The sequence below is a fragment of the Myxococcales bacterium genome (assembly GCA_016720545.1).
Taxonomy (GTDB): Bacteria; Myxococcota_A; Polyangia; order Polyangiales; family Polyangiaceae; genus JAAFHV01.
Genome location: JADKKK010000035.1, coordinates 408,414 through 433,235 on the forward strand (window position 1 = coordinate 408,414; position 24,822 = coordinate 433,235).

Genomic DNA, 24,822 nt, shown 5'->3' on the forward strand with positions numbered 1-24,822 from the left:
GGTCGTCGCAATGACCGAGCCGCCGATTTCGCAGGCCGCGAAGCCGTACTTCATCGCCAGCGCCGTGGCCGCGGGCGTCGCGGGGTTGGCGTTCGCCGCCCTGGGCAAGGGGCCGGGGCTCGCGCCCTTCCTCGGGCGGTTCCACCCCCTCGTCGTGCACCTCCCGATCGGCGTGCTCGTGCTCGCTGTGACCCTCGAGCTGCTCGCGCTGCGCTCCTCGTCCGTAAAGGCCAAGGTCGAGCCCGCGATGCCGGCGGTGCTGTCGTTCCTCGTCGCGTCGGGGGTGGTCGCGCTCGTGCTCGGGATGCTCCTCGGCCAGGACGCCGGAGACTACTCGGCGAAGCTCCTCGGGCGGCACCGGCTCATCACGTTCGTGTCTGTGATTCTCGCGTGCGCCGCGCTCGCGACGCACGGCGCGCAGGACGGGACGCCCGCGCTGCGCGCGCTCTACCGGGGCGTGCTCGCGCTCACGCTGGGGGCGATGAGCCTCGGCGGTCACCTCGGCGGCGGGCTGTCGCGCGGCGAGAACTACCTCTACGAGCTCGCGCCCTCGTTCGTGCAGCGCGTCGCGGGGTACACGCCGAAGAAGGCAGAGCCCACGACCGCGCCCGTCGCCACGCCAGGAGCCGACGCGAAGGTGTTCGCCGACGTGGTGCAGCCCGCGCTCATCAAGCGGTGCGGTAGCTGCCACGGCGAGAAGAAGCAGAAGGCCGATCTCCGCGTCGATTCGCTCGCCGCGCTGCTGAAGGGCGGCGAGACCGGCCCCGCGATCGTGCCCTTCTCCGCCAAGAAGAGCCTCATCCACGAGCGAATGACGCTGCCCAAGACCTCGGACGACTACATGCCGCCCGACGACAAGCCGGGCCTCACGCCCGACGAGCTCGCGGCGCTCGAGTTCTGGCTCGACCGCGGCGCGAGCCCCGAGCTCACGGTCGCCGCCGCGCTCACCCCCGCCGCCCCGGAGGCGGCACGACCCGCGCTCGAACGGGCGGCCCGCGGGGCGGTCCCCGCGGGCGTGACCGGCGACGCGGGGCCCGACGCCGACGCCGGCGCGCGCGACTGACGCCAACGCGCCGCGGCGTCGCGTGTATTCTGCACGCTATCGGCGACCGACGCGCCGTCGGAGCGCCTCGAGCTCCTCGTCGGTGTCGTCGTCGAGCGGCGCCCGAGGGGCGGCCGCGGGCACGCGGACAGCGGGCTCGACGCGGAGCTTCTTGGGCTCGGACCGCTCAACGCTGGGAGCTGTGGGCTCGTCTTTCCCGCGCGGCCGCGCCAGCAGCCGCGCCGCCCCCACGCCGCCGAGGAGCCCGAACAGGTGGCTCTGCCACGAGATGCCCACCTCGCCGGGCAACACGCCGAAGAGCGCTCCGCCGTAGAGGAAGAACACCGCGAGGCTGCCCATGATGGGCCAGAATTTCCGCTCGAAGAGGCCCCGGGCGAGCAGGTAGCCCAGATAGCCGAAGATGAGCACGCTCGCCCCGACGTGCACCGACGCAGACGGGCCGATGAGCCAGGTCCCGAGGCCGCCCACGAGCGCCGAGAGCGCGCTCACGTAGAGCAGGTCGCGCTTGCGGCGCAGCATGACGAACCACCCGAGCACGAGCAGCGGGAGGGTGTTGCTCGCGATGTGCGAGAAGCTGCCGTGCAGGAACGGCGCGAAGAGAATGCCCACGAGGCCGTGGAGGGTGCGCGGCGCCACCCCGAGCGCGGACAGGTGCCCTTGGAAGATCACCGCGTTGACGAGGTGCACCCCCCAGAGGAACGCGGTGAACGCGCCAAGAATGACGCCGTGCGACTTCAGCTCGGTCGTGAGCGGGGCGCTCTTGGAGCTCTCTTGGGCCATCGGGCTTAGCGTACACCTCCTGGCAGCTGCGGCGCGGGGGTGCAGCCCCTCCCGTCGATCGGCCCGCGATACGGCTCTTAAGAGGGCGCTCCCCCCCTTGGCCCTCGATGCTTCGGCTCTTGTGAGGCGTTCCCCCTCACACTCCCGCTCCTTGCGGCCCTCGATGCTTCGGCGTCAGGGCGCGACCGGGTTGTGTGGCCCGGGTGGCGCGGACGGCGCCGGAGGGGGCGCCGAGGGACCGGCCTCGCGGCGCGGCGGCAAGCGGCGCTTCCACGAGTCGTCGGGCGCCCCTGACGCGGACGCGGGCGCGGGCGGGGCAGACGGCGCGGGCGGCGCGCTCGGCGGAGTGCGCGCCCCGCTCGACTCCGCGGGCGCCGCGGACACTGAGGGGACGATCGTCGCGGGCGTCGCGCGGGGGCCCAAGCGGGCGAGCCCAAGGCCCGCGCCGACGAGGCAGACGAGGGCCACGGCCGCGAGCGCAGCTTGGCGGGGCCCCCTGGTCGGCGCAGCGTGAGACCGGGGCGGGTCGAGCGACGGCTCGAGGGACGGCGGCGGCGTGTCGACGGGCGTCGTGGCGCCGAGCTCGCTGACCGTGACCGCCTCGAGCGCGCTCGGCGTCGACGTCGGCACCGTCGGGCTCCGAGGCGCGCTCGGCACCGCGCTCAGGCTCACGCTCTCGCCGAGCACCGACGCGAGCTCGGCGACCTGCTCCGACGCCCGCGCGAAGCGTCGATCCGGCGCCCGATCGCACGACCGCCGAAACCAAGCGTCGAAGCCCTCCGGGAGCCAGGGCCAGCGCTCGCTCGGCGCGTACATCGGATCGCGCAGCAGCTGCGCCATCATCTCGCCCATCGACTCGGCTCGCCAGTAGTAGTCCCCCGTGAGGAGGCGCACGGCCACGATGCCGAGCGACCACACGTCGGAGGCCGGCCCCACGGGGGTGCCCGAGCCCGCCTGCTCGGGCGACATGTAGAGCGGCGTGCCCATGAGCGCGCCCGGGCGCGTGACGAGGGCGCCGGCCAGCGCGCTCGGATCGTCGGCGCCGCTGACCTTCGAGATGCCGAAGTCGAGCACCTTGAGCAGCGTCGTGCCGTCGTCCCTTCGGTGGAAGAAGAGGTTCTCGGGCTTGAGATCGCGGTGCACGATGCCGAGGGAGTGGGCCTTGTCGAGCACGCGCGCGACCTGCCCCAGGGCGTCGACGACCTCGCGCGGCGAGAGGCGAACGTGCTCCTCGAGGACATGCTCGAGATCGACGCCGTCAAGCAGCTCCATCACCAAGAACGGCGCGTTGCCGAGCTCCGGCATGACGTCGGCGTCGGTGACGGTCACGACGTGCTCGCTCTTGATGCGCGCCGGGGCGCGGGCCTCGCGCTTGAACCGGAGCACGAGCTCTTCCGAGAGCCCGGTGGGGACGTTCAGCACCTTGAGCGCGTGCTGCTGCCCCGTGTGCACGTGCTCGACGCGGTACACGACGCCCATACCCCCGCGGCCGATCTCGCCGAGGACGCGGTAGCGCTGGGCGACGAGGGTGCCAACGAGGAGCGGCTGCACGGCCTACCAGTTCGAGCAGCGGGGGGCCGCGGTCACGCGCCAGTGGGCGCCCTCGAACCAGCGCTCGCAGGGGGCCGCGGTGGGCCCCTGCCACCGGCCGGCGGAGTGACTGTCCACGATCTGGCAAGCGCTGCCGGCCCCCTCGACGCAGAACTCCCGATTGTGGAGGGTGCCGGCCAGGAAGTCCTGCCCGGTGAGCTTGATGTGCGCGCCGCACTCGACGCTCACGACGACCTTCCCGTCGGCGATGCAGGTCACCGAGTCCTTCGGACGGAAGCAGAACGAGGCGACCTGACCGTAGAGCTCGAACGGGACCTTGCGATCGAGCGACCACAGCGTGGCGGGCGCGCCGGCCGTGGCGCTGTCGATCCAGCGCCCCGAGTCGCCCTTCACGTCGACGTTCTGGCAGATCGTGCGGGTCCCCAGCGGCGGCCACGTGCCCGGACAACCGTATTCGACTTTGCAGTCGCTCCATGTAGACTGCACGCACCTCCGGGACCCCGTGCAGGTCTTGCCGGAGTCGCCGTCCGCGACCTTGCAGGTCGTGTCGAGGGTGCCGTCGACGCAGGGCCCGCCCTCCGCCGGGGGCGCGGCGTCGCCCTCGGGCTCGATCCCTGGCTCGCTCGCGTCGGGCTCGGCGGCGCCGTCGGACGCGCCCGCGTCCCGAGAAAGGGTCGGCCGCTCGCTCCGCGCCGCGTAGTCCCCCAGCCCTAGCGTACACGCCCCCGTGAGCGCCGCGACGACCGCGACGATCACGTGGGAGCCGGCCCCTCGACCGCTTCTGCTCATCAGAACCTCCCCTCGATCCCAACGCCGAGCCCGCGCGGCACCACCGACACCGTGGCGGGCGCGCGCTCCCGGCTGGCCCCTCCCCATCGCGTCGTGAACGCGAGGACGACGGCCCCCACCGCCGCGACACCTCCGCCGACGAGCAGCCCGCTCGCCACCGTCGCCTCGGCGCGGATGTTCTCTCGCGTCGCGTCGCCACGCTCCGCGATCGGCTTGGCCTGCTCGTCCGAGTCCCTTCCGGCGGCGTGGGCGAAGAGCGCGCCGCCCGCGCCCGCGGTGACCAGCGCGAGGCCCGCCGTCGAGAAGAAGAGCCAGCGCGGCGTGCCCGAGGCGGCGGTGTCCGCGCGGGGCGGAGCGGCGCGCAGCTCGATCGCCACGTCGCTGGCGGCGCCATCCGCGACGTCCCCGCGCCAGACGAACGGCGCATACCCGGGGGCGGAGACCTCGACGCGGTGCCGGCCCACGCCGACCACCGATGAGGGCTCGCGCGAGGAGATGTCGACCGGCTCGCCGTCGAGCGTGGCGGCCATGCCGAGCGGGCGCGCGTGAAAGCGAAGCGTGATGCGCCCCGCGGCGACGCGCCGGGCGACCACCTTCACCTCACGGGCCTCGCCCTCGGCGACCGTGATCGCGGCGCGAAACGGCGCGAGCTGGGGCCCCGTGAGCTCGACGACGTGCTCGCCCGGGTCGAGCTCGAGCGGCTTGCCCCACGTGACACGCGGCAACGGCGCGCCGTCGACCGCGAGCACCGCCGCCTCCGGGGCGTCCCCCTGGAGCGCGAGCGTGACGCGCGGCACGCGCGCCGCGAGCTGGTCGGCCTCGAGGGCAGCAGACTTCCCGGTGGCCACGTAGCGCTGCTCGCCGGTCGCCGCGACGCGATCCTCCGCCTCTCGGCCCGCGAGCCGAAAGGCCGCGCTCGCGCTGGCCACCTTCCCGAGGCCGCGGAGGCAGCGGGCGATGTAGAGGCGAGTGTTGGGGCTCGGCTGGACGGAGAAGCTCGCCTCGAACGACCTCAGCGCGGGCGCGAACTGCCCGGCCACGTAGAGCTTGCGGCCCTCCTCGAAGGTCTGCAGGGCTACACCACCGGAGGCGCTACGCTCGGCCCCCCGCGCGCACGGCGACGCGAGCGCCGTGGCGACAGCCAGGGCGAAGCAGAGCGCGGAGCGACGGGCACACATGCGCGCGCTTTAGCACACCTCGCCGCGCGTCGCATGGAGCCGGCCTATCGCGTGAAGCGGAGCCGCTTGACGGTCCCGATGTAGCTCGGCGGCTTGCCGAACGTGACCATGTACGCCGTGTCGTTCGTCGCGGCGAGGTCCGAGAGGGTCTCGTCGCGGTCGATCACGGTCGCGCCCGAGCCGTCGGGGTTGGCGGCCGGCGGGGGGGGGGGGGGGGGGGGGCGGCGGGGGGGGGGGGGGGGGGGGGGGGCGGGGGGGGGGGGGGGGGGGGGGGGGGGGGGGGGGGGGGGGGGGGGGGGGGGGGGGGGGGGGGGGGGGGGGGGGGGGGGGGGGGGGGGGGGGGGGGGGGGGGCGGGCGCGGCGGGCGGGGGCGGGGCGGCGCGGGGCCGCGGCGGGCGGGGCGGCGGCGGGGCGGCGGGGGGGGGCCGCCGCGGCGGGGGGCGCGCGGGGGGGGGGGGGGGGGGGGGGGGGGGGGGGGGGGGGGGGGGGGGGGGGGGGGGGGGGGGGGTTGGCGGGGGGGGGGGGTGGGTTTTTTTTTTTGGGGTTTGGGGGGGGGGGGGGGGGGGGGGGGGTTTTTGGGGCCCCGGGGGCGGGGCCCGGGGCTTTGTGGGGGGGGGGGGGCCCGGGGGCCCCCGGGGGGGGGGTTGGGTTGGGGGGGGGGGGGGGGGGGGGGGGGGGGGGGGGGGGGGGGGGGGGGGGGGGGGGGGAGGGGAGGGGGTTGGGGGGGGGGGTTTTCGTGTTGTTTTGGGGCCCGGCGGGGCTTTCCCCGTGGGGGGGGTGGGGGGGGGGGGCGGGGGTGGGGGCGGGGGGGGGGCCCCCCGGGGGGGGGGGGGGGGGGGAGGGGGGTGGGGGGGGGGGGGGGGGGAGAGGGGAATTTCTTTTTTTTTTTTTGGGGGGGTCTTTTCGGGGTGGGGGGGGAGGGGGGGGGGGGGGGGGGGTTTTTTTCCGGGGGGGGGGGGGGCTTCTTTCCCGGGGGGGGGGGGGGGGGGGGCCCCCCCGCCGGCCCCGGGGGGGGGGGGGGGGCGCCGGGCCCGGCCCCGGGCGGGGGGGGGGCCCCCCGCCCCCCGGGGGCCCCCCCCCCCCCCGGGGGGGGGGGGGGGGCCCGGGGGCCCGGGAGGGGGGGGGGGCGGGGCCCGGCCGGGGGAGGGGCCGGGGGCCCCGGGGGTTTTTGTTCCCCCCGCGGGGGGGGGGGGGGCCGGCGGCCGGCCCGGCCCGCCGGGACGGGGGGGGCCGGCCGGGCGGGGGGGGCCCCCCCCCGGGGGACCCTTCCGGGCCGGGGGGCCCCGCCCCCGCCCCCCCCCCCCCGCCGGGGGGCCGGGGGGGGGGTTTGGGCGCGGGGGGGGGGGGGGTTTTTTTTTCCCGGGGGGGGGGGGGGGGGGGGGGGGGGGGGGGCGGCCCCCCCCCCCCCGGGCCCCGGGGGGGGCGGGGTCCCCGGGCGGGGGGGGGGCGGGCGGCCGGGGGGGGGGGCCCCCGGCCCCGCCCGGCCGGGGGGTCCCGGGGGGGGGGGGCGGGGGGGGGGGCCGGGGGGGGGGGGGGGCCCCCCCCCCGGCCGCCCGGGCCCCCCCGGGGGGGGGGGGGGGGGGCGGGGGGGGCGCCGGGGGGGCCCCGGGGGGCCTTTTTTTCGGCCCCCCCCCCGGCCGGGGGGGCCCGGGCGGGGGGGCCGGCGGGGGGGGGGCTCCCGGGGGTTTTTTCGCGGGCGGGGGGGGGGGGCCCCCCCCGGGGGGGGTTTTTTTGGGGGGGGGGGGGTTCCGGGCGGTCCCCTGTCCCCGGGGGGGGGGGGGTTTGGGGGGGTGGGGGGGGGGTTTGGGGGGGGGGGGGGGGGCGCGCGGGCGGGGGGGGGGGCGCGGGGCCCCCGCGGCGGCGGGGCCCCCGCCCCCCCGCCCCCCCCCCCCCCCCCCCCCCCCCCCCCCCCCCCCCCGCCCCCCCCCCCCCCGCCCGGGCCCCCGGCCGGCCGCGGGGGGGGCCCCCCGGCGCCCGCCCCCCGGGGGCGGGGCGGGGCCCGCCCCCGCCCCGGGCCGGCGCCGGGGGCCCCCCCCCCCCCCGCCGGCGCCCGGGCCCCCCCCTTCCCCCCCGCGGGGCCCGGGGGCCGGCCCCTGGCGGGGGGCCGCCCGGGCGGGGGCGGCCCCCGCCCGCCCGCCGCGGGGTCCGGGGGCCGGGGGGGGGGCGGGGGCCGGCGCGGGGGGGGGGCGCCGGCCCGGGGGGGGGGGGGGGGGGGGGGGGGCGGCCGGGCCGGGGGCCCGCCCGCGGCCCTCCGGCCGGGCGGGCGGGCCCGGCGCGGGCGGGGGGGGGGGGGGCGGCCGGCCCCCCCCCCCCGCCCGGCGGGGGCCCTCTCCGGGGGGGGGTTTTTTTCTGCCCCCCGGGGCCCGGCCTTGTCTTTTCCTTTTTTTTTTTTTTCCGGGCCCGCGTCTCGCGGGGGCGGGCCCGGGGGCGGGGGGGGGGGGGGGGGGGGCGTGTTTTTTTCCCCCGGGGTGGGGCGGGGGGCCCGGGCCCCCCCCCGCCCCCCGGGGGGGGCCCGGGGCCGCCGCCCCGGGCGGCGGGGGGGCGGCCCCCCCCCCGGCGCGGGCCCGGGCCGGCGGGCCGGCCGGGCGGGGGGGGGGGCGGGGGGGGCGGGGCCGGCCTCCCGGGGGGGGGCGGGGGGGGGGCCCGGGGCGGGGGGGCGGGGGCGGGGGGGGGGGCGGGCCGGGGGCCCCGCGGCGGCCCCCCGGGGGCGGGCGCGGCCGCGGGGGGGGGGGGGCGCCGGGGCCGCCGGCGGGGGCGGCGCGGGCCCTTTTTTTTTTTCGCCGCGGGGGGGCCTGTGGGGGGGGGGCGGGGGGGGCGCGGGGGTGGGGGGGGGGGGGGGGGGGGGGGGGCGGGGTTCGGCCGGGGGGGGTTGGGTTGGCGGGGGCGGGCGGGGGGGGGGCGGGGTGGGGGCCGGGGGGGGGGGGGGGGGCGGGGGGGGGGCCGCGGGGGGGGGGTCGGGGGGGGTCTTCCCCGGCGGGGGGGGGGGGGGGGGGGGGGGTGGGGGGGGGGGGGGGGGGGGGGGGGCGGGGGGGGGGGGGGGGGGGGGGGGGGGGGGGTTTTTTTTGGGGGGGGGGGGGGTTTGGGGGGGGGGGGGGGGGGGGGGGGGGGGGGGGGGGGGGGGGGGGTGGGGGTGGGGGGGGGGGGGGGGGGGGGCTGGGGGGGGGGGGGGGGGGGGGGGGGGGGGGGGGGGGGGGGGGGGGGGGGGGGGGGGGGGGGGGGGGGGGGGGGGGGGGGGGGGGGGGGGGGGGGGGGGGGGGGGGGGGGGGGGGGGGGGGGGGGGGGGGGGGGGGGGGGGGGGGGGGGGGGGGGGTTTTTGGGGGGGGGGTTTGGGGGGGGGGGGGGGGAGGGGGTTTGGGGGGGGGGGGGGGGGTGGGGGGGGTTTTGGGGGCGGGGGGGGGGGGGGGGTTTGGGGGGGGGGGGTGGGGGGGGGGGGGGGGGGGGGGGGGGGGGGGTTTCGGGGGGGGGGGGGGGGGGGGGGGGGGGGGGGGGGGGGGGGGGTTTGGGGGGGGGGGGGGGGGGGGGGGGGGGGGGGGGGGGGGGGGGGTTGGGGGGGGGGGGGGGGGGGGGGGGGGGGGGGGGGGGGGGGGGGGGGGGGGGGGGTCGGGGGGGGGGGGCGGCGGGGGGGGGGGGGGGGGGGGGGGGGGGGGGGGGGGGGGGGGGGGGTTCCCCCCTTTTCCCCCGCGGGCGGCCAACGGCGCACGATCGGCGCGGGCACCGGCGCGGCCGGCGCGGCCGGGGCCACGGGTGGGAACGGCGCCGGCGGCTCGAACGGCGGCAACGCGAGCAACGCGGCGCGCGGCGGCGCGGGCGCCTCGTCTTGCGGCGCCCCGGGCGGGCAGGGCGGCAACGGCGTGAGCGGCCTCACGGGCGGCCAGAGCGGCGCGACCGGCACCACCGCGGCGGCCGGCGGCACCGGCGCGAACGGCGGCTCGGGCGGCACGGCGGGCACGTGCAACACCGTCAGCGCGAGCAACGGCGGCTCGGCGCCGCCGGTCGGCGGCTTCGGCGGCCAGGGCAACCCCGGCTCCAACGGGAACGCGGGCGCAAACTTCGGCAGCTTCGACGCGCTCGGCACGTACACGCCCGCCAACGGCGGCGGCGGCGTGAACTCCGGCGCCGCGGGCGGCGGCGGCGGCGGCGGCGGCTCCGGTGGCGGCACCCGCCACGGCTGCGGCTTCGCCAACATCAACTGCTGCGACTCCACCTCGGGCGGCGGCGGCGGCGGCGGCGGCGGCGGGTGCGGCGGCCAGCCGGGCACGGGCGGCTCCGGCGGCGGCGGGAGCTTCGGCATCGTGAGCGTCGGGTCCAACGTGCAGGTCCTCCAGACCAAGATGACCACGCGCGCGGGCGGCGCGGGCGGCGCGGGTGGCAGCGGCGGCAACGGCGGCGGCGGCGGCGGCGGTGGCTCCGGCGGCAACAACACGAACGCGGGCAACCACCCCGCGGGCAACGGCGCGGCGGGCTCGTCGGGCGGCTCCGGCGGGCGCGGCGGCGGCGCGGCGGGCGGCTCCGGGGGCCCCTCCGTGTGCATCGCGTACAAGGGCACGTCGCCCACTTCGGTCGGCACCACGTGCACGCTCGGCGGCAACGGCACGGGCGGCAACGGCGGCACGAACGGCGTGTCCTCGGCGCCCCGCGGCACCGACGGCATCGCGCAAGACCTGAAGAACGCGCCCTAGCCGCTTTTTAGGCCGCGCCGCGCTCGGCTCCCCGCGCACCCGCGGGGAGCGCGGCACCACACGACGGGAGGTTCTCGCTTTGCTTCGCACTCCGCTCGAACTCCGTAACCTCTCGTTTTTACTAGCCTTCAACGGACTGCTCGGCCTCGGCGTCGCGAGCTGCGGCGCCACCCAGCGCGAGCCGGGCACGCTCGACGAACCCGACGCCGCGAAGCCGCCGGCGCCGCTCCCCGAGACCGGCCCGATCGTGCAGTGCACGACCGCGGACTGCGACAAGGACGGCGTGCCCGCGCCGCTCGACTGCAACGATCTCGACCCGGCGATCGGCCCGGAGGCGTACGACTTCGTCGGCGACGGCGTCGACAACGACTGCGACGGCAAGGCCGACAACCCGGTCGCCACCTGCGAGACCGTGCCGGCGGCGGCGCCCGGCAGCCCGACCGACTTCGCCCGCGCGGCCGATCTGTGCCCGCAGCCGGGCAAGACCGCGGCCGGCGCCTACGATCCCCTCGTGCGCGCCGAGTGGGGCCTCGTGAAGGGGCTCGGCCCAGGCCAGCGGCTGTGGACCTCCGAGACCAAGATGCAGCAGGTGAACATCGTCACGAGCTTCGGCGACAACAAGCCGCGCCTCGGGAAGACCATGTTCGGCCTGTCGACCGGGCCCTGGGGCGCGGCCGACCCGCGAAACTCGCCGCCGCTCGACGAGGCCGGCTTCCGCATCAGCGACGGCTGCGCGGCCATCCCGCTCAACGCGAAGGACTGCCTCTCGCTGTCGTTCGGCTCGCCGGCGGGCGGCATCGGCGTGCAGGACTGGGCGGAGCTCAAGCTCACGGTGAAGGTGCCCCGCAACGCGAACGCGATGGTGTTCGACTACGCGTTCTTCTCGACCGAGTTCAACCAGTTCTGGCACGCCTCGCTGAACGACGCGTTCTTCGTGCTCGTGAACGGCACGAAGCACGCCGGCGACAACGTCGCCAAAGAGTCGAACGGCCTCGGCATGAGCGTGAACAGCAGCTTCTTCCAGATATGCACGAAGGCCCCGGGCCCATCGGGGCTGTCGCTCGACAAGTCGGCCGCGCTCTCGGACTGCCTCGGCGTCGACGGCGACGCGAGCAAGAACGCGTTCGGCTCACTCAAGGGCACGGGCTTCGACGGCGCGGGAGCCCGCCCGGCGACGGCACCGCCAAGTCGACCGACGGCACGAAGCTCTACGTCTACGGCGGCGGCAGCGGCTGGCTCACGGCGAAGTTCGCGGTGACGCCCGGCGAAACGATGACCGTGCGTATTCTGATTCACGACACGTTCGACGGCCTGAAGGACTCGAGCGTCCTCGTGGACAACCTCCGCTTCGAGGCCGCCAGCACCGAGGGCGGCGTCTTCCGACCGCGCTGATCCCCGGCCACGGCCGGCTATGCGCCGCCCGCGACCGTCATCTTCGCGACCCGGAAGGTCGGCGAGGCGGTCGACGTGCGCAGATCGAGATCGCTGCCGACCGCGTCGATGGTCTTCCACAGGTCGTCGACGTTGAGCGAGATCGTGACCTCGCTCACCGGATAGGAGAGCTCGCCGTTCTCGATCCAGAAGCCCGAGGCGCCGCGCGAGAAGTCGCCCGTGACGGCGTTGAAGCCGAAGCCCATCATGTCGACGACGTAGAGGCCCGACTTCGTGCCCTTGAGGATGTCCTCCGGGGAGTCTTTCCCGGGTCGAAAGATGAAGTTCGACGTGGAGGGCGAGACGCCCGCAGCGCCGCCGCGGGAGGCCGAGCCGGTGCTCTTGCGGCCCAGCTTGCGCGCCGAGTAGCTGTCGCAAAGGTAGGTGCGGAGGATGCCGTCCTCGACGACGACGTTCTGCCGACTCGCGAGGCCTTCGCCGTCGTACGGGCGGGAGCCCGGCGCCCGGGCGATGAGCGGATCGTCGACCACGGTGACGAGCTCGCTCGCCACGCGCGTGCCCTCACGGCCCACGAGATAGCTTGATTTCCGCCAGATCGCGCTGCCCATGATGCAGCCGGCGAGCATCCCGAGGATGCCGCGCGCCGCGTCGGGGTCGAAGATGACGGGCACTTCGCACGTGGGCACGGTGCGGGCGCCCAGCTTGCGCAGCGTGCGGCGCGCGGCCTCGGCGCCGACGGACTCGGGCGAGTCGAGCTCGGCCAGGTGGCGGCGCGCGGTCCAGTGGTGGCCACGGCGCTTCTTGCCGCCCTCGTCCTCCGCCAGCGGGACCACGCTGAGCGACTGGTACGACCCCTTGTAAGCTGCACGGAACCCGCTGGAGAGCACGAGCGCCGAGCCGCCAGCCACCCGCGCGAAGTTTCCCCCGTCGCTGTTCGTGATGCGAGGGTCGGCGTCGAGCGCGGCCTTCTCGCCGCGGCCGGCGAGCTCGAGGGCGGTCTTGGCGTCGATCCCGCCGCCCGCCGGATCGTAGAGATCGAGCTCCGGGGCGGCCGACGGATCACACAGCTCGGCGGGGTCCGCCGGGCCGGCGAACTCGTCGCGCTGGCAGAGATCGGACAGCTCGAGGGCGTCGCCGACGAAGCGCTCGAGCCCCGCGTCCGAGAGATCGCTCGTGGTGGTGGAGGCGACGCGCCCGCCCTTGATGATGCGCAGGCCCGCCGACCGGGTGCTCGCCTCCTCGACGAGCTCGGGCTTGCCGAGCCGGACGCGGACCGAAAGCTCCGCGCCGCTTCGGAGGATGCACTCGGCCACGTCGGCGCCGCCCTTGCGGGCCTTTTCGACGACACGATCTCCGATGGCGAGGGTTCCGCTGGTTCTCACGGTCGATGGACATGGGCCGAGACGCTACCACGATTCGCCCGCGCGCCGACCCGCGGCGCGGGGATCGCCCGCGCCACCCCACGGCCGCGACGCGCCCGCGTGGAGACGCAGGGAATGCGCCCGCGCGGGGCGAGAGCGCGTGCGCGCCGAGGAGCTCTTCTGTACAGTCGAGGGCATGGCGCTCTGGTCGACCCCCGTCCGCGAATACATGAGCCACAAGCTGATCTCGACCGACGCGCGCACGCCGCTCGAGGAGGCGCGCGCGCTGCTGGTGGAGCGCGACGTGTCCGGCCTCGTGGTGCTCGACCAGGGAAAGCTCGCGGGCATTCTCTCCACGACCGACCTCTTGCGCGGCACGATGATCGGCAGTCACGCGCGCAGGTGGCCGCCGACCCTCATGACGACCGACGTGGCCACGATCGAGGAGGCCGCGAGCCTCCGGGAGGCCGCCAAGGTGATGCTCGCGCGGCGCACGAACCGCGTGGTCGTGCTCCGCAAGGGCGTGCCGGTCGGCGTGCACAGCACGCGCGACGCGATGCGGGCCGTGATGCTCCACCACATCGAGGCGCCGCTCTCGCGGGTCATGCAGACCATGATCGTCACGATCGACGCCGAAGAGTCGTGCCAGACCGCGATCGACCGGCTCGACCTGGAGAACAAGAGCGGCCTCGTGGTGGTGGAGGGCGCGAAGCCGGTGGGCGCCTTCACGCACACCGAGGCGCTCAAGGCGCGCCTCGCGGGCCCGGAGGCGCTGCTCGCGCCGGTCGACACCGCGATGAGCTACGAGACCATCTGCCTCGAGGAGACCACGCCGCTCTACCGCGCGGCCGGGCACGCCGTGCAGATGGGCCTGCGCCGCATCTTCGTCACGCGAGGCGCCGAGCTCGTGGGCACCGTGACGGGCTTCGACCTCGTGAGGGTCATGACCTGGGACGCGCTGTAGGCGTTCGCGGCACCAGGGCACCCGGGCTACGGCACCGCGGCCACGACGTCGTCCGCGGTGGCGCTCGGCGGCGCGACCCACTTCACGGCGCCGCTCGCGTCGAGCACGATCGTCGCGGGTAGCGTCGTGACGCCCGCCTCGCGCTTGCCTGTGCCGTCTCGGTCCACCAGGAACGGCGCGGTGACTCCCCACGAGCCGAGGGCGCGCTTCGCGTCGTCGGTAGACTCGCCGTCCGCCAGGACCCCCACGAGCACGAGCTTCGCCCCCTTCGCCGCGAGCGCGGCGCGCTTCGCCTCGAGCGCGGGGACCTTGGCCTTGCACGGCTCGCAGGTGGGCCCGAAGAGCGCAGCGAACTGCGTAGCGAGAGGGAACCTCTCGCAGTAGTGCTAGTGACGGCGATCCCTGCCTTGCAGACTGCAGACATCGGAGTCTCCGGCTTCGGATATCTGCCCCCCGCAGTCCGCCCGCACCCCCTCAATCACCGTGTCTCCTCGAAGGACCCCCGTCACGATGGACCGCCTCCCGATGAAGCTTCGCCTTGCATCCGTCCTCGTCTCCGCCTCGATCATGGTGTGGGCTTGCACCAAGGGTGACGGGGGGGTCCCCGACGCCGGCTCCGGCTCCGCCGTCGGTGATTCCGCCGCGCCCGACGCGGCCGCGTCCGACGAGTCCTCTCCCGACGGGGCCTCGTCCGACGGGCGAGCGGACGACGCCGAAGCCGACGCGGGTGACGCCGGCGCGCTCGACGGGACCACCCTCGACGCGGACGCGGGAATCCTCTGGACACACTACGAGTTTCCTGAGGTGGGCTTTCCCAACGGTTGGCTCATCGCCAATCAAGGCAACAGTCCGAACAACTGGGCCGCGTCCACGGTCGGTGGCGTGAGCGCGTTGAACCCTCTTCTCCCACGACGTGGCGGGGGCGGCGCATGCGCCGACAACACCGCGTGCGCCGCGTCGCAGTGCGTGGCGGGCACATGTCGCCAGCGCGTCAAGCAGAAGTCCCCGCGACTCGATTTCGACTTCGGCCTCTACCAGTGGCGTGTCTACGTCCCCGCGTCTCCCCGGCAGGGGCGGCGGGCGCAGGTGAGTGTCGGCGCGTTCGTCACGCCGATGACAATCACGGCTCGACTTCGAGTGCGGCCGGCACGACCGCGGCGCGTGCGAGCGCGACGCTGAAGCACCTCGACGGGACCACGGGACCTGCGCTCGCCACCGACATGCTCTGCTACCTCACGAGCCAGGGAACCCGTCCGTCTCCGCGCCGATCGCCCTACCGACCGCCACGTGGCACACGCTGGAGCTGGCGATGACGGCGGATGCCAGCCGCCACTACGCGGTGACCTGGAAGGTCGACGGCGTCGCCGTTCAGACCCAGCAGCTCGCCTACGGCCCGGCGGACGCGTGCGACTTGTATACCGCCGGTCGAAAGTGCACCTGGCAGGCCTTCCTGAGCGTCGAGAACCTCGCCTTCATCGGCGACACCTACCCGACCGTCCGCAACGACGCGCACTTCGACTGGTTCCGGTACGGCAAGTAGGCGACTTCCCAGGATCGCCGACGCCTGGTGCCCGGCGGGACGCCAAGGGAGACCGGGCGGCCGCAGTGAGCACAGCCGGCGCCACACGCCCAGCTGTCCCCGCCCAAGGGCGACCCCCGACCGCGTGGCCTCATCCCCGGGCCGGCGCGGCTCGCTCCCCGCGCTCGTGCGCGCGCACCGTCGCCGGGACCCCGCCCTTCGGCCTCAGGGTCGCGAAGTCGTCGGCCGTGATCGTGCGCTTCGGATCGATCTCGAAGCGCCATCGACGCAGGAGGGTCGCCAGCACGATGGGCCCCTCCATCATCGCGAAATGCACCCCGATGCAGAAGCGCGGCCCCGCGCTGAATGGCAAATACGATCCCTTGGGACGCAGCGCTTCGCGCTCGGGCAGCCATCGATCCGGGTCGAACGCGTACGGATCCGGGTAGATGTCCGGGCGGTGATGTTGCGAGTACGCGCTCACGAACACGAGCGTGTGGCGCGGCAGCGTCGTGCCCGCGATCACGACCTCCTCGGTCGCGCGCCGCATCATCATCATCAACGGCGGGTAGAGGCGCATCGTCTCGCGGAAGACGCGCGTGAGCAACGCGAGCCGCTCGGGCTGCCACTCCGTGATGGGCGCGTCGTCGAAGGCGTCGGCCTCGGCTTGGGCCCGCGCCATGAGCTCGGGGTGGCGCGCGAGCAGGTAGAACGCCCACGCGAGCGCGGTGGCCGTCGTCTCGTGCCCGGCGACGAAGAGGGTGATCGCCTCGTCGCGCACTTGCTTGTCGCTCATGCGGGCTGAGGTCTCGGGGTCTTCCGCCGTGAGGAGCCGCGTGAGGAGGTCCTTGCGCTGGAAGCCGTGCCGCCGTCGCTCGTCGATCATCGCCTGAATGCGCTCGTTCAGCAGCGTCACCGCGGAGAGCAGCTTCGGCTCGCGGACGCCCGGCAGCATGAACGGGTCGGCGAATTTGTCGTGCACGCGATGGGCGAGCGCCGCGACGCGGCCGGTGGTCCGCTTGGCGAGCGCGTCGGTCGCGTCGAGTACGAAGAGATGGCCGACGATGGCGGGGCTCCCGACGTTGCCGTTCACCCACGCGAGGCAGGTCGTCAGCGCTCCCCCGATCGCGTCGGCCTCGTCGAAGGTGTCGGTGTCGAAGAGCGCCTTGCCCACGACGCTCATCGCGATGCGCATGGTCTCGTGCGCCACGTCGATCGACTGGCCCGCGCGCATGCCGGAGGCCGCGCGCTCCGCCACGAGGCGCATCGTCTCGGCGTATTGGTGCATCGGCGCGGGCTGAAAAATGGGCGACATCAGCTTGCGCTGGCGCCGCCAGAGCGAGCCCTCACTGGTGAACAGCCCTTCGCCCGCGAGCCTATGGAGCATGAGACGGATACCCGGCGACTTCTCGAAGCTCTTCGCTTTGGTCACGAGCACCTCGTGAGCGGCCTCCGGCGTGCAAGTGGCCACGAGCGGCAGGTGCAGGACGCGCCCGCGCACGAGCGGCTCGTCGACCTGGGCAAGCTCGCGCTGGAACGTGATCCGCTCGGGCGCGCTCCGTCCGAAGCTCCCAAAGAGCCCCACGTCCGGGAGCCGACGAAGTTCCGCCAGGGTGGTCATTGGCGAAGCCTAACCTGCTTCTGACGCGAGGCCGCGCGCCCTCGCTCGGGAGGTCCCCGGGCGTGGAACGCGGCTCACTCGCCCGCGTCGCGGCGCATCGCGGAGAGCTCGTCGCCGACGACACGAAAGCTCGACAAAAAGCCCTGCATCGCGTGCTTCAAGAGCGCCTCGAGCGCGCGGCGTACCTGGGGCTCTGGCGCCATGAACGTCGCCGCGTCCGGCCTCACGGCGCTGGCGTTCGGAGCGTTCTGCGTGTTCGACCCGGTCTGGGGGGCCGGCAGCGGGACGCCAAACGGGAGCTGGCCCACGATCGCGAAGTGGAGGGCGGTGACGAAGTGAAGCACGTCGAGGCGTGGATCGCGGCTGGGCGGGCGCCGGTTCTTTTCGAGCGCCGTCAGGTGGGCACGCGCTCGCTCGCCGAGCCCGAGATCGTGAAGCACGAGCAAGCGTCGGTTTGGCGGCAGCACGCGCACGTGCAGTGAGGACGGGGTGAGGTGTCCGTGGCAGAGGCCGCGGGTGTGGAGCTGGTCGAGGGCAAGCGCCGACTCGGCGAAGAGCTGGAGCGCGTTCGCGTAGGGGATGGGCCCGGCCGCCTCAATCTCGCGGACGAGGTCACGCCCATCCGGCGCGTCGCACACGACGTACGCGTCGCCCTCGAGCTCGCCGAAGTCGACCAGCGCGACGGTGCTCTCGGTGGGCAGCTCCGAGAACGCGGCCACCTCACGCTCAAGGAGCGCTCGCGCGCCGGCCTCGGCGTACGCCCCGGCGATTCGCTCGACGTGAACGACGCGGCCTTGGTCGTCGACACCCGAATAGCTGAAGGGGCCTTCGCTCGTCATGAGCGTGTAGGTGCCGCGCGGGAGGACCACGGCGTCGAGCAGGCCGGGCGGGCCTGTCCGGACCGCGCCGGCCGCCGCCCGCAGCGGGCGCGAATGTACACTCTCGGGCACCGAGAGCGGCGCCTTTGGGATCACCTGCCCGGCGCTCTCGGTCTGGCGGAGCGCGCGGCGGAGCTCCGCGAGCGAGGAGCGCTGCTGCGGGTCGATGACTAGCGAGGACCGCAGCGCCGCCGCGACGTCGGCCGGCACGTGGGGCACCACGGTGCGAACGTCGGGCACCGCCACGGTCGCGGTCGCGTTGAGCAGCTGGAAACCGACGAGCCCTCGAACGGAGAGCGCCCCGACAGCGCCACGTAGAGCGTCATCGCGAGGCTCCACACGTCGGACTTCTCGCTGGCGCGCTGCGCGTCGACGGTCTGCTCGGGCGCCATGTAGAGCGCGGTGCCGAGGATGGCTTCCGACGCCGTGATGACCTCGCCGGGGCCCGCCCCCAGCCGCTTGGAGAGCCCGAAGTCGCAGAGGATGGCGTACCCGCGGGCCCGCGTTCGGGGCACGAGCACGTTCGCAGGCTTGATGTCGCGGTGGAGGATGCCGCGCGCGTGGGCGTGCGCGACGGCTCCACAGAGATCGAGGCCTATCGCGACGGCCAGCGTAACGGGGAGAGGCCCCTCGCGTTCGACGAGGCGCTCCAGGTCTTCCCCGTCGATCTGCTCCATCGCGAGGAACGGCGTCTTCGAGGTGGCGTCCACGCCGACCTCGTACACGGGCACGATCGCCGGGTGCGACAGGGCCTGGAGGACCTCCCCCTCTCGCCTGAAGCGGGCGACGGTCTCGGCGTCCCGGATACCTGCCCCCGTGATGAGCTTCACCGCGACGGCGGCGCCGCGCGCGGACCTCGCCGCGTGGACCTCGCCCATGCCGCCTCCGCCGAGGCGCGACGTGAGCGTGTACGGGCCGATCGCGGTCCCCGGAGCAAAAGGTGACGGTGCGCTCATGGTCGGTGGGGGACGCGCCTCGCGAGTCTCCGGCCTCAGGCTACCACCCCGGCCCCCTGGGACGGCGGGAGAAACGCGAGGAGCTGCGCGGCGTTGACGAGACATGGCCAAGCGCCGCTCCGGTTGAGGTGTATCGTCGTAAGAGGCCACACGCGCGCGCGCACCGCTCGCGACCGTCACCGCCATGAGGAGCCGTCCGATGCCTCTCGTCCGCCTCCGCGCGCACTTCCTCGCCGCCATGGGCCTCTCCGCGGCCGGCTGCAACGACGTGCCACCGGCCACCTCGCCGCAGCCCCAGGCGCCCCCCACGGTCGCGGCCCCCACGGTCGCGCCCCGCACCGGGACGGACGACGCGTCGACGGAGGCGGGGGCGACGGGCGGCGAGCCGACCGGGGCGACGGACGCCGGATCGGCGAACGCCGGATCGGCGACCGGGGAGCCCTCCCTCCCCGATGCCGGAGCCCCTCCGCGCCCGGACGCCTCGGCGCCCGCGTCCACGCTCGTCGCGGCGCCCGCTTGGTACGTCACGTTTCCGCGCCGTAAGAACCCCGAGAGCTGGTGCCCCACCGAGCAGGCGCTCTGCGTAGACGGGGCGAAGGAGCTCGCGAAATGTCCCCTCACCCACACGATCCCGTGTGGCCGCGGGCTGCGATACGAGGCTCCGGACCTCCAGTGCGAGGGCGAGCTGATGCGAGCCATCACGCAGACCCAGCGGCGAAGACACCCGCTCGCGTGCTGCTACGACGCCCACGCGCGGTGCATCCACCCGGGCGAGGGCCGCCCGTACCGTCCGTCGGGCGGCGAGGCCGTCGTCGCGGAGCTCTCGCGCGAGCCAAGCGCGTGGAGCTCCGACGAACCGACGCGTGCCCCGGCCCCCGACGAGGCCAGGGCGGAAGAATGGTGGCGGGCGGGCCTGCTCGAGCACGCCTCGATCGCCTCGTTCGCGAAGCTGTCGTTGGATCTGCTGGCGCACGGCGCTCCTCCGGATCTGCTCCGGCGGACGCACGAGGCCGCCCGCGACGAGATCGCGCACGCAGAGCTTTGTTTCACGATCGCCGAGCGCCTCTCGGGGCTCCGGAGGGGGCCGGGCCCGCTCGTCTCCGGTCCGCTGGTCTCTCTCGATTTGCGCGCGCTCGCGCGAGAGACGTTCGTCGATGGGTGCATCGGGGAGACCCTCGCCGCGCTCGCCGCGCGCGAGCGATCGGCGGCCGCCCACGATCACGAAGAGCGTCGCGCGCTGCTCACGATCGCGGAGGACGAAGAGCGGCACGCGGCGCTCGCGTGGGCCATTGTCGCGTGGGCCGCGGAGCGCGATCCTGCCTGCCTCGACGCGCTCTCCGACGCGTCGTGCGGAGACCCCGTCGTACGGGCGCAGATCGTCGCGCCGTGCCTCCAGGCCCTCCGCGAGGCCACGTCTCGCGAGGTGGCGCCGCGCCCGGTCGGAGCGAACGGCTGAGGCAGCGGACACCGCGACCTCACCAGGCTGCCCGAAGATCACGCCTGTGAGCAGGAGCGGATCGCAGGCGGGCGGGGCGCCGCCGCGCTCGGTCGCGAAGGCCACGTCGTGACCGGCCCGCGTGAGCAGCCTCCACGGCACCGCGACCTCGGTCACGTCGAGGTCGCGATCGCGGCGCCCGGAGCGTTACGCGCTGGCGCGCTCGAGGATCGCTCGCGCGCACGCGGCGGGGCCGTCCTTGCCGCGGTAGAGCTCCTGCGCGCGCCGCGCCGCCGCGCGGTACCGCGGGAGCTCGGCGAGGACGGAGCGCACCGCCGCCGTGGTGCGCTCCGTGCCGCCCTCCCGCGGCGCGATGCGTAGCGCCATGCCGAGCCGCTCGGCGAGCGCCACGTTGAGGTCCTGCTCGGGCTGCAAGGGGAACCCCACGAGCGGCGTGCCGGACGCCATCGCGGTCTGCACTGTGCCCTGGCCGCCCATCGTGACCGCCACGTCGACGCGGGGCATGACGAGGTGATTGGGGAGCACGTCGGTGACGAGCACGCCGTCCGACGCGAGGTCGTCGAGGTCGTGGACCGTCCGCGTCACCAGCACCCGCGCGCCCGCCTCGCGCACTCGCGCCACGACGGCGCGGACGTGCGCCGCGCTGCTCGAGCTGAGCGACACGTAGACCTTCGGCGAGGGGTCGTCGAGGAAGTCCTCCACCTCGGCCGGCACGGGGAGATCGAGCTCGGCGAAGAGCGGCCCCACGTACCGGAGGCGCGTAGACCGACGGTAGAAGATGCCGGTCCACGGGCGCCACGCCTCGAGCTCGGCGCGCGGGACGCCGAGCACCTCCGGCAGGTCGGTGACCAGCGTGAGATCGCCCAGCATGAGCGCGGCGAGGCTCGGCACGCCCTCCACGCCGAGCTCCCGCGCCACGGTGTTGAGCTCGCGCACCGGCGCGCGCACCCACGCGGGCGCGACGTTGGCCGCGAAGCGGAGGAGGGCCGCGGGGCCTTCTCGGCGCCGGGCGGCGGCGTGACCGGGACGGGCGCGAGGCGGCGCTCGAACACCGGGGGGACGAACGAGCCCCCGTGCGACGTCACGAGGGGGACCCCGGCCACCCGGCTCGACAGGATCGCGGTGAGCGTGAAGCCGATGACCGCGGCGCGCGCGCCCACGTCGCGGAGGAGCGCGACCTCGCTCTCGACCGCGGCGCGGATCTCGGGCACCGAGAGCATCGGCGTCGCGTCGGGCTGGCCCATGGAGAGGAGCGCCGCGAGGAAGCGCTCGACCCGGGAGGGTCGAGGCGCGGCTCGAGGTCGACGAGGGGCAGGCCCGACTCCTCGAGGAAGCGCCGGTACGGCCCGCCGCGCGCCGCGAGCGTGACGGACGCCCCCTGCGCCACTAGCGCCCGCGCGATGGCGAGCATGCGTGAGGTCTCGGACAAGAAGCCGCAGTGCGGGAACAGAACGATCATCCACCCCTCCTTGCTCTGGCGGGAGCGGATAGATAATATATTACCTATGTCCACAGACAAGGGCTCCGGAGATCCGCGCGGGCGCGCTCGATCCCGGCGGGAGCGAGGCCGTCGCGGCGTTTCGCCTGCTGTTCACGGTGTCGGCGCGCCTCCGCGCGCGCATGGATCGGCTCCTCGCGCCCATCACCACGCAGCAGGCCGCCGTGCTCACAGTGATTGGCGCGGGCGCGCCCTCGGTGAGCGAGGTGGCCGCCGCCCTGTCGACCACCCACCAGAACGTGAAGCAGGTCGCGCTCGCCCTCGAGCGCAAGGGGTTCGTCCGCATCGAGGGTGACCCGCGCGACAAGCGCGTCCGACGCCTCGTGGCGACCAAGAAGAGCGCGCGGCACTGGGCGCGACGCGACCCTGGAGACCACGAGCAGACGGCGACGTGGTTCGAAGCGCTCGCGCCCGGCGAGCTCGCGCTCCTCATCGCCACGCTGCGCAAGGTCGACGCCTCCCTGCGGCGCGAGCCCCCGACGGGCCTCCCCGAGGGCGACGCGCGCGCGCGGGCTCCGCGGTAGGCACCCGCCGACCAGAGGACCCCAGGGCTCGACGCCCCCGCCAAAGACCCTTGCGTTTCGCCCGCACCACGCTAAATAGCGCGTCCCGCCTCAAGGAGAGGCTAGCCCGGGATGAAGGGCGTGAACGGCCGAAACCACGGCTTTTCCGCGCGTAAACCGGTTTCACCTGCGCGCTCTTCCCCTCGGGAGGGCCGCGGTCTCGAAAGGTCGAAGCGAAAAGATGGCTCGTTACACTGGTCCCGTTTGCCGAATCTGCCGCCGTGAGGGGCTCAAGCTGTTCCTCAAGGGTGAGCGCTGCTACACCGAGAAGTGCGCGCAGACCCGCCGCCCTACCCGCCCGGCCAGCACGGCCAGGCCCGCATCAAGCTCTCCGAGTACGCCGTCCGCCTCCGCGAGAAGCAGAAGGTGCGCAAGATGTACGGCCTCGTCGAGAAGCAGTTCCGCAAGTACTACTTCGCCGCCACGCGCCGCAAGGGCAGCACGGGCGAAGAGATGCTCGGCCTCCTCGAGAGCCGCCTCGACAACGCCGTGCATCGCATGGGCTTCGCGTTCACCCGCTCGGAGGCGCGCCAGCTCGTCAAGCACAACCACTTCCTCATCAACGGCAAGCGGGTGAACATCCCCTCGTACGTGCTGAAGGCCGGCGACAAGGTCGAGGTTCGCGAGTCGAGCCGCAAGATCAACAACATCGTCGCGTCGCTCGCCGCCGTAGAGAAGCGCCCCATGCTGTCGTGGATCGAGCTCGACAAGGCGAACTTCTCCGCGGTGTTCAAGGCCTTCCCCGTTCGCGAAGAGCTGAACGAGCCGGCCATCAAAGAGCAGCTCATCGTCGAGTACTACTCGCGATAACCCCTTAGGGTGCCCGCGGGCCTACGGCTCGCGGCGGCGACGAGAGCCCCCTTTGGCTCGGGGGCGACACGGGCAGGTGGCGAGAGCGACCCGGGAGCGGGTTCCTTGGCGCTCTTCGACCACCGCGTGAACCAAGAGAGCCGCGCGCGTCGCGCAGAACGCGCATAAGAGGAGAGCAGACCATGACGAACATCGTGACGCGCAACTGGCGGGACCTCATTCGCCGCGGGGCATCCACATCGAGGCCGAGACCCTGACGGAGTTCTACGGCAAGTTCACCTGCGAGCCCCTCGAGCGCGGCTACGGCATCACGCTCGGCAACTCGCTGCGCCGCATCCTGCTCTCCTCGCTCCAGGGCACCGCCATCACGGCCGTCAAGGTCGAGGGCGCCCTCCACGAGTTCACCACGGTGAGCGACGTGGTGGAGGACGTGACCGACATCATCCTCAACCTGAAGGAGGTCGTGCTCAAGTCCGCGACCGCCAAGTCGTACCAGGTCCGCATCGACAAAGGAGGGCCCGGGCCCCGTCTACGCGAAGGACCTCCAGGTCACCGAGGGCCTCTCGGTGCTGAACCCCGACCACCTGGTCGCCACGCTCGACAAGAAGGGCCCGATCCAGCTCGAGCTCACGGTGAACGTGGGCCGCGGCTACGTGCCGGCCGACAAGAACAAGACCCCGACGATGAGCATCGGCACGATCCCAATCGACGCGCTTTTCTCGCCGGTCCGCAAGGTCAACTACACGGTCACGAACGCCCGCGTCGGGCAGGTGACCGACTACGACAAGCTCACCCTCGAGGTGTGGACCAACGGCAGCGTCAAGCCGCAAGACGCGGTCGCGTACGCCGCGAAGATCCTGAAGGAGCAGCTCAGCATCTTCATCAACTTCGAGGAGACCGAAGAGGCCAGCTACGTCGGCGGCGAGTCGGAAGACGCCCCGCTGAACGAGAACCTCTTCCGCTCGGTCGACGAGCTCCGAGCTCTCGGTTCGGTCGGCGAACTGCCTGCAGAACGCGAACATCACGCTCATCGGCGAGCTGGTGCAGCGCACGGAGCAGGACATGCTCAAGACCAAGAACTTCGGCCGCAAGTCGCTGAAGGAGATCAAAGAGATCCTCCAGAACATGGGGCTTTCGCTCGGCATGAAGATCGACAACTGGCCCCAGCTCCTCGAGCGCTGGAAGGCGCAGCAGGCGCAGGCCTGAGCCCTTTTTTCAAGTCACCTAGACAGGACTTTTTCCCATGCGTCACGGAAACCTCGGCCGGAAGTTCGGCCGCAACACAAGCCACCGCCGCGCGATGTTTCGCAACCTCACCGCGAACCTCGTGCTTCACGACCGCATCGAGACCACCGACGCGAAGGCCAAAAGCTTCGCCGCGTGGCCGAGCGCCTCATCACCAAGGCCATGCGCCTCGGCGACGTGGCGTTCACGCCCCAGGCCCAGCTCCGACGCCGACAAGGCGCGCCGCCTGCACGTGGAGCGCCTCATCGGGGCGTACATCCCGCTTCGGCACGCGCACCGAGGCCGGCGGCGAGACCAAGAAGGTCGACCTCGTGGAGAAGATCCTCCTCGACCTCGCGAAGCTGCCAAGAGCCGCCCCGGCGGCTACACGCGTATCGTGAAGTTCGGTCCCCGCCGCGGCGACAACGCCCTATGTCGATCATCGAGTTCGTGGGCGACAAGCCCGCCGACGAGGCCGAGGCCACGGCCTGAATCCGGGGCCGGCCCGAGGGCCGGTCGCGTCGCGAGAGGCAGGTCTCT

Annotated in this window: 17 protein-coding genes and 4 pseudogenes; 11 read left to right on the top strand and 10 right to left on the bottom strand. The window is 74.8% G+C overall.

Annotated features, from left to right (window positions below; all coding sequences use genetic code 11):
* Nucleotides 1–10 precede the first annotated feature (10 nt).
* The gene (locus IPQ09_30320) at nt 11–1,063 is read left to right on the top strand and encodes a hypothetical protein (GenBank protein ID MBL0198444.1); all 1,053 of its coding nucleotides are present in this window, start codon (nt 11–13) and stop codon (nt 1,061–1,063) included.
* Between the two features lie 36 nt (nt 1,064–1,099).
* Here IPQ09_30320 and IPQ09_30325 read toward each other — a convergent pair whose 3' ends face one another.
* From IPQ09_30325 to IPQ09_30340, 4 genes are all read right to left on the bottom strand, one after another.
* Complete coding sequence (locus tag IPQ09_30325; GenBank protein ID MBL0198445.1) at nt 1,100–1,843, bottom strand: rhomboid family intramembrane serine protease; 744 nt, start codon at nt 1,841–1,843, stop codon at nt 1,100–1,102.
* Between the two features lie 174 nt (nt 1,844–2,017).
* On the bottom strand, nt 2,018–3,394 hold the full coding sequence (locus IPQ09_30330) for a protein kinase (GenBank protein MBL0198446.1): 1,377 nt from the start codon (nt 3,392–3,394) through the stop codon (nt 2,018–2,020).
* Between the two features lie 3 nt (nt 3,395–3,397).
* Nucleotides 3,398–4,183 carry a hypothetical protein gene (locus IPQ09_30335; protein MBL0198447.1) on the bottom strand — a complete coding sequence of 262 codons (786 nt, stop codon included), beginning with the start codon at nt 4,181–4,183 and terminating at the stop codon, nt 3,398–3,400.
* Nucleotides 4,183–5,361: a hypothetical protein gene (locus tag IPQ09_30340; GenBank protein MBL0198448.1), complete on the bottom strand. Its 1,179-nt coding sequence runs from the start codon at nt 5,359–5,361 to the stop codon at nt 4,183–4,185. The genes IPQ09_30335 and IPQ09_30340 overlap by 1 nt, the downstream gene beginning before the upstream one ends.
* A 3,851-nt stretch (nt 5,362–9,212) precedes the next feature.
* On the opposite strand from IPQ09_30340, the gene IPQ09_30345 reads away from it, so the two are divergent.
* Both IPQ09_30345 and IPQ09_30350 read left to right on the top strand, forming a co-directional pair.
* Nucleotides 9,213–10,040, top strand: a complete 828-nt coding sequence (locus IPQ09_30345) for a hypothetical protein (GenBank protein ID MBL0198449.1) — start codon at nt 9,213–9,215, stop codon at nt 10,038–10,040.
* A 79-nt stretch (nt 10,041–10,119) separates the two neighbouring features.
* Complete coding sequence (locus IPQ09_30350) at nt 10,120–11,298, top strand: putative metal-binding motif-containing protein (GenBank protein MBL0198450.1); 1,179 nt, start codon at nt 10,120–10,122, stop codon at nt 11,296–11,298.
* Nucleotides 11,299–11,449: 151 nt separating this feature from the next.
* Here the strand turns inward: IPQ09_30350 and IPQ09_30355 are convergent, their stop codons facing one another.
* Nucleotides 11,450–12,814 carry a TldD/PmbA family protein gene (locus tag IPQ09_30355; protein ID MBL0198451.1) on the bottom strand — a complete coding sequence of 455 codons (1,365 nt, stop codon included), beginning with the start codon at nt 12,812–12,814 and terminating at the stop codon, nt 11,450–11,452.
* A gap of 175 nt (nt 12,815–12,989) precedes the next feature.
* Between IPQ09_30355 and IPQ09_30360 the strand changes: the two genes are divergently transcribed.
* A complete protein-coding gene (locus IPQ09_30360; protein ID MBL0198452.1) occupies nt 12,990–13,757 on the top strand; it encodes a CBS domain-containing protein in 768 nt (255 codons plus the stop codon).
* 26 nt (nt 13,758–13,783) lie between these two features.
* On the opposite strand, the pseudogene IPQ09_30365 reads toward IPQ09_30360, so the two are convergent.
* A pseudogene (locus IPQ09_30365) lies at nt 13,784–14,095 on the bottom strand (redoxin family protein).
* A gap of 172 nt (nt 14,096–14,267) precedes the next feature.
* Here IPQ09_30365 and IPQ09_30370 point away from each other — a divergent pair.
* Nucleotides 14,268–14,936 (top strand): hypothetical protein, encoded by a 669-nt coding sequence (locus IPQ09_30370; protein ID MBL0198453.1) that lies wholly within the window; start codon nt 14,268–14,270, stop codon nt 14,934–14,936.
* Between the two features lie 130 nt (nt 14,937–15,066).
* The gene (locus IPQ09_30375; GenBank protein MBL0198454.1) at nt 15,067–15,297 is read left to right on the top strand and encodes a hypothetical protein; all 231 of its coding nucleotides are present in this window, start codon (nt 15,067–15,069) and stop codon (nt 15,295–15,297) included.
* Nucleotides 15,298–15,427: 130 nt separating this feature from the next.
* On the opposite strand, the gene IPQ09_30380 is transcribed toward IPQ09_30375, so the two are convergent.
* The 3 genes from IPQ09_30380 to IPQ09_30390 form a co-directional block, all read right to left on the bottom strand.
* Complete coding sequence (locus IPQ09_30380) at nt 15,428–16,897, bottom strand: cytochrome P450 (GenBank protein ID MBL0198455.1); 1,470 nt, start codon at nt 16,895–16,897, stop codon at nt 15,428–15,430.
* Nucleotides 16,898–16,971: 74 nt separating this feature from the next.
* Nucleotides 16,972–17,985, bottom strand: coding sequence for a hypothetical protein (locus IPQ09_30385; GenBank protein ID MBL0198456.1), 1,014 nt, complete (start codon nt 17,983–17,985; stop codon nt 16,972–16,974).
* Nucleotides 17,946–18,731, bottom strand: a complete 786-nt coding sequence (locus tag IPQ09_30390) for a serine/threonine protein kinase (GenBank protein ID MBL0198457.1) — start codon at nt 18,729–18,731, stop codon at nt 17,946–17,948. The genes IPQ09_30385 and IPQ09_30390 overlap by 40 nt, the downstream gene beginning before the upstream one ends.
* 199 nt (nt 18,732–18,930) lie before the next feature.
* Between IPQ09_30390 and IPQ09_30395 the strand changes: the two genes are divergently transcribed.
* Nucleotides 18,931–20,187 (top strand): hypothetical protein, encoded by a 1,257-nt coding sequence (locus IPQ09_30395; GenBank protein MBL0198458.1) that lies wholly within the window; start codon nt 18,931–18,933, stop codon nt 20,185–20,187.
* Nucleotides 20,188–20,373: 186 nt separating this feature from the next.
* On the opposite strand, the gene IPQ09_30400 is transcribed toward IPQ09_30395, so the two are convergent.
* A complete protein-coding gene (locus tag IPQ09_30400; GenBank protein ID MBL0198459.1) occupies nt 20,374–21,123 on the bottom strand; it encodes a hypothetical protein in 750 nt (249 codons plus the stop codon).
* Nucleotides 21,124–21,807: 684 nt separating this feature from the next.
* On the opposite strand from IPQ09_30400, the gene IPQ09_30405 reads away from it, so the two are divergent.
* The 4 genes and pseudogenes from IPQ09_30405 (at nt 21,808) to rplQ (ending at nt 24,774) form a co-directional block, all read left to right on the top strand.
* Nucleotides 21,808–22,209 (top strand): MarR family transcriptional regulator, encoded by a 402-nt coding sequence (locus IPQ09_30405; GenBank protein ID MBL0198460.1) that lies wholly within the window; start codon nt 21,808–21,810, stop codon nt 22,207–22,209.
* 220 nt (nt 22,210–22,429) lie between these two features.
* Nucleotides 22,430–23,058 (top strand): annotated as a pseudogene (rpsD, locus tag IPQ09_30410) (30S ribosomal protein S4).
* 232 nt (nt 23,059–23,290) lie between these two features.
* Nucleotides 23,291–24,264 (top strand): annotated as a pseudogene (locus IPQ09_30415) (DNA-directed RNA polymerase subunit alpha).
* A gap of 37 nt (nt 24,265–24,301) precedes the next feature.
* Nucleotides 24,302–24,774 (top strand): annotated as a pseudogene (gene rplQ / locus IPQ09_30420) (50S ribosomal protein L17).
* Nucleotides 24,775–24,822 lie beyond the last annotated feature (48 nt).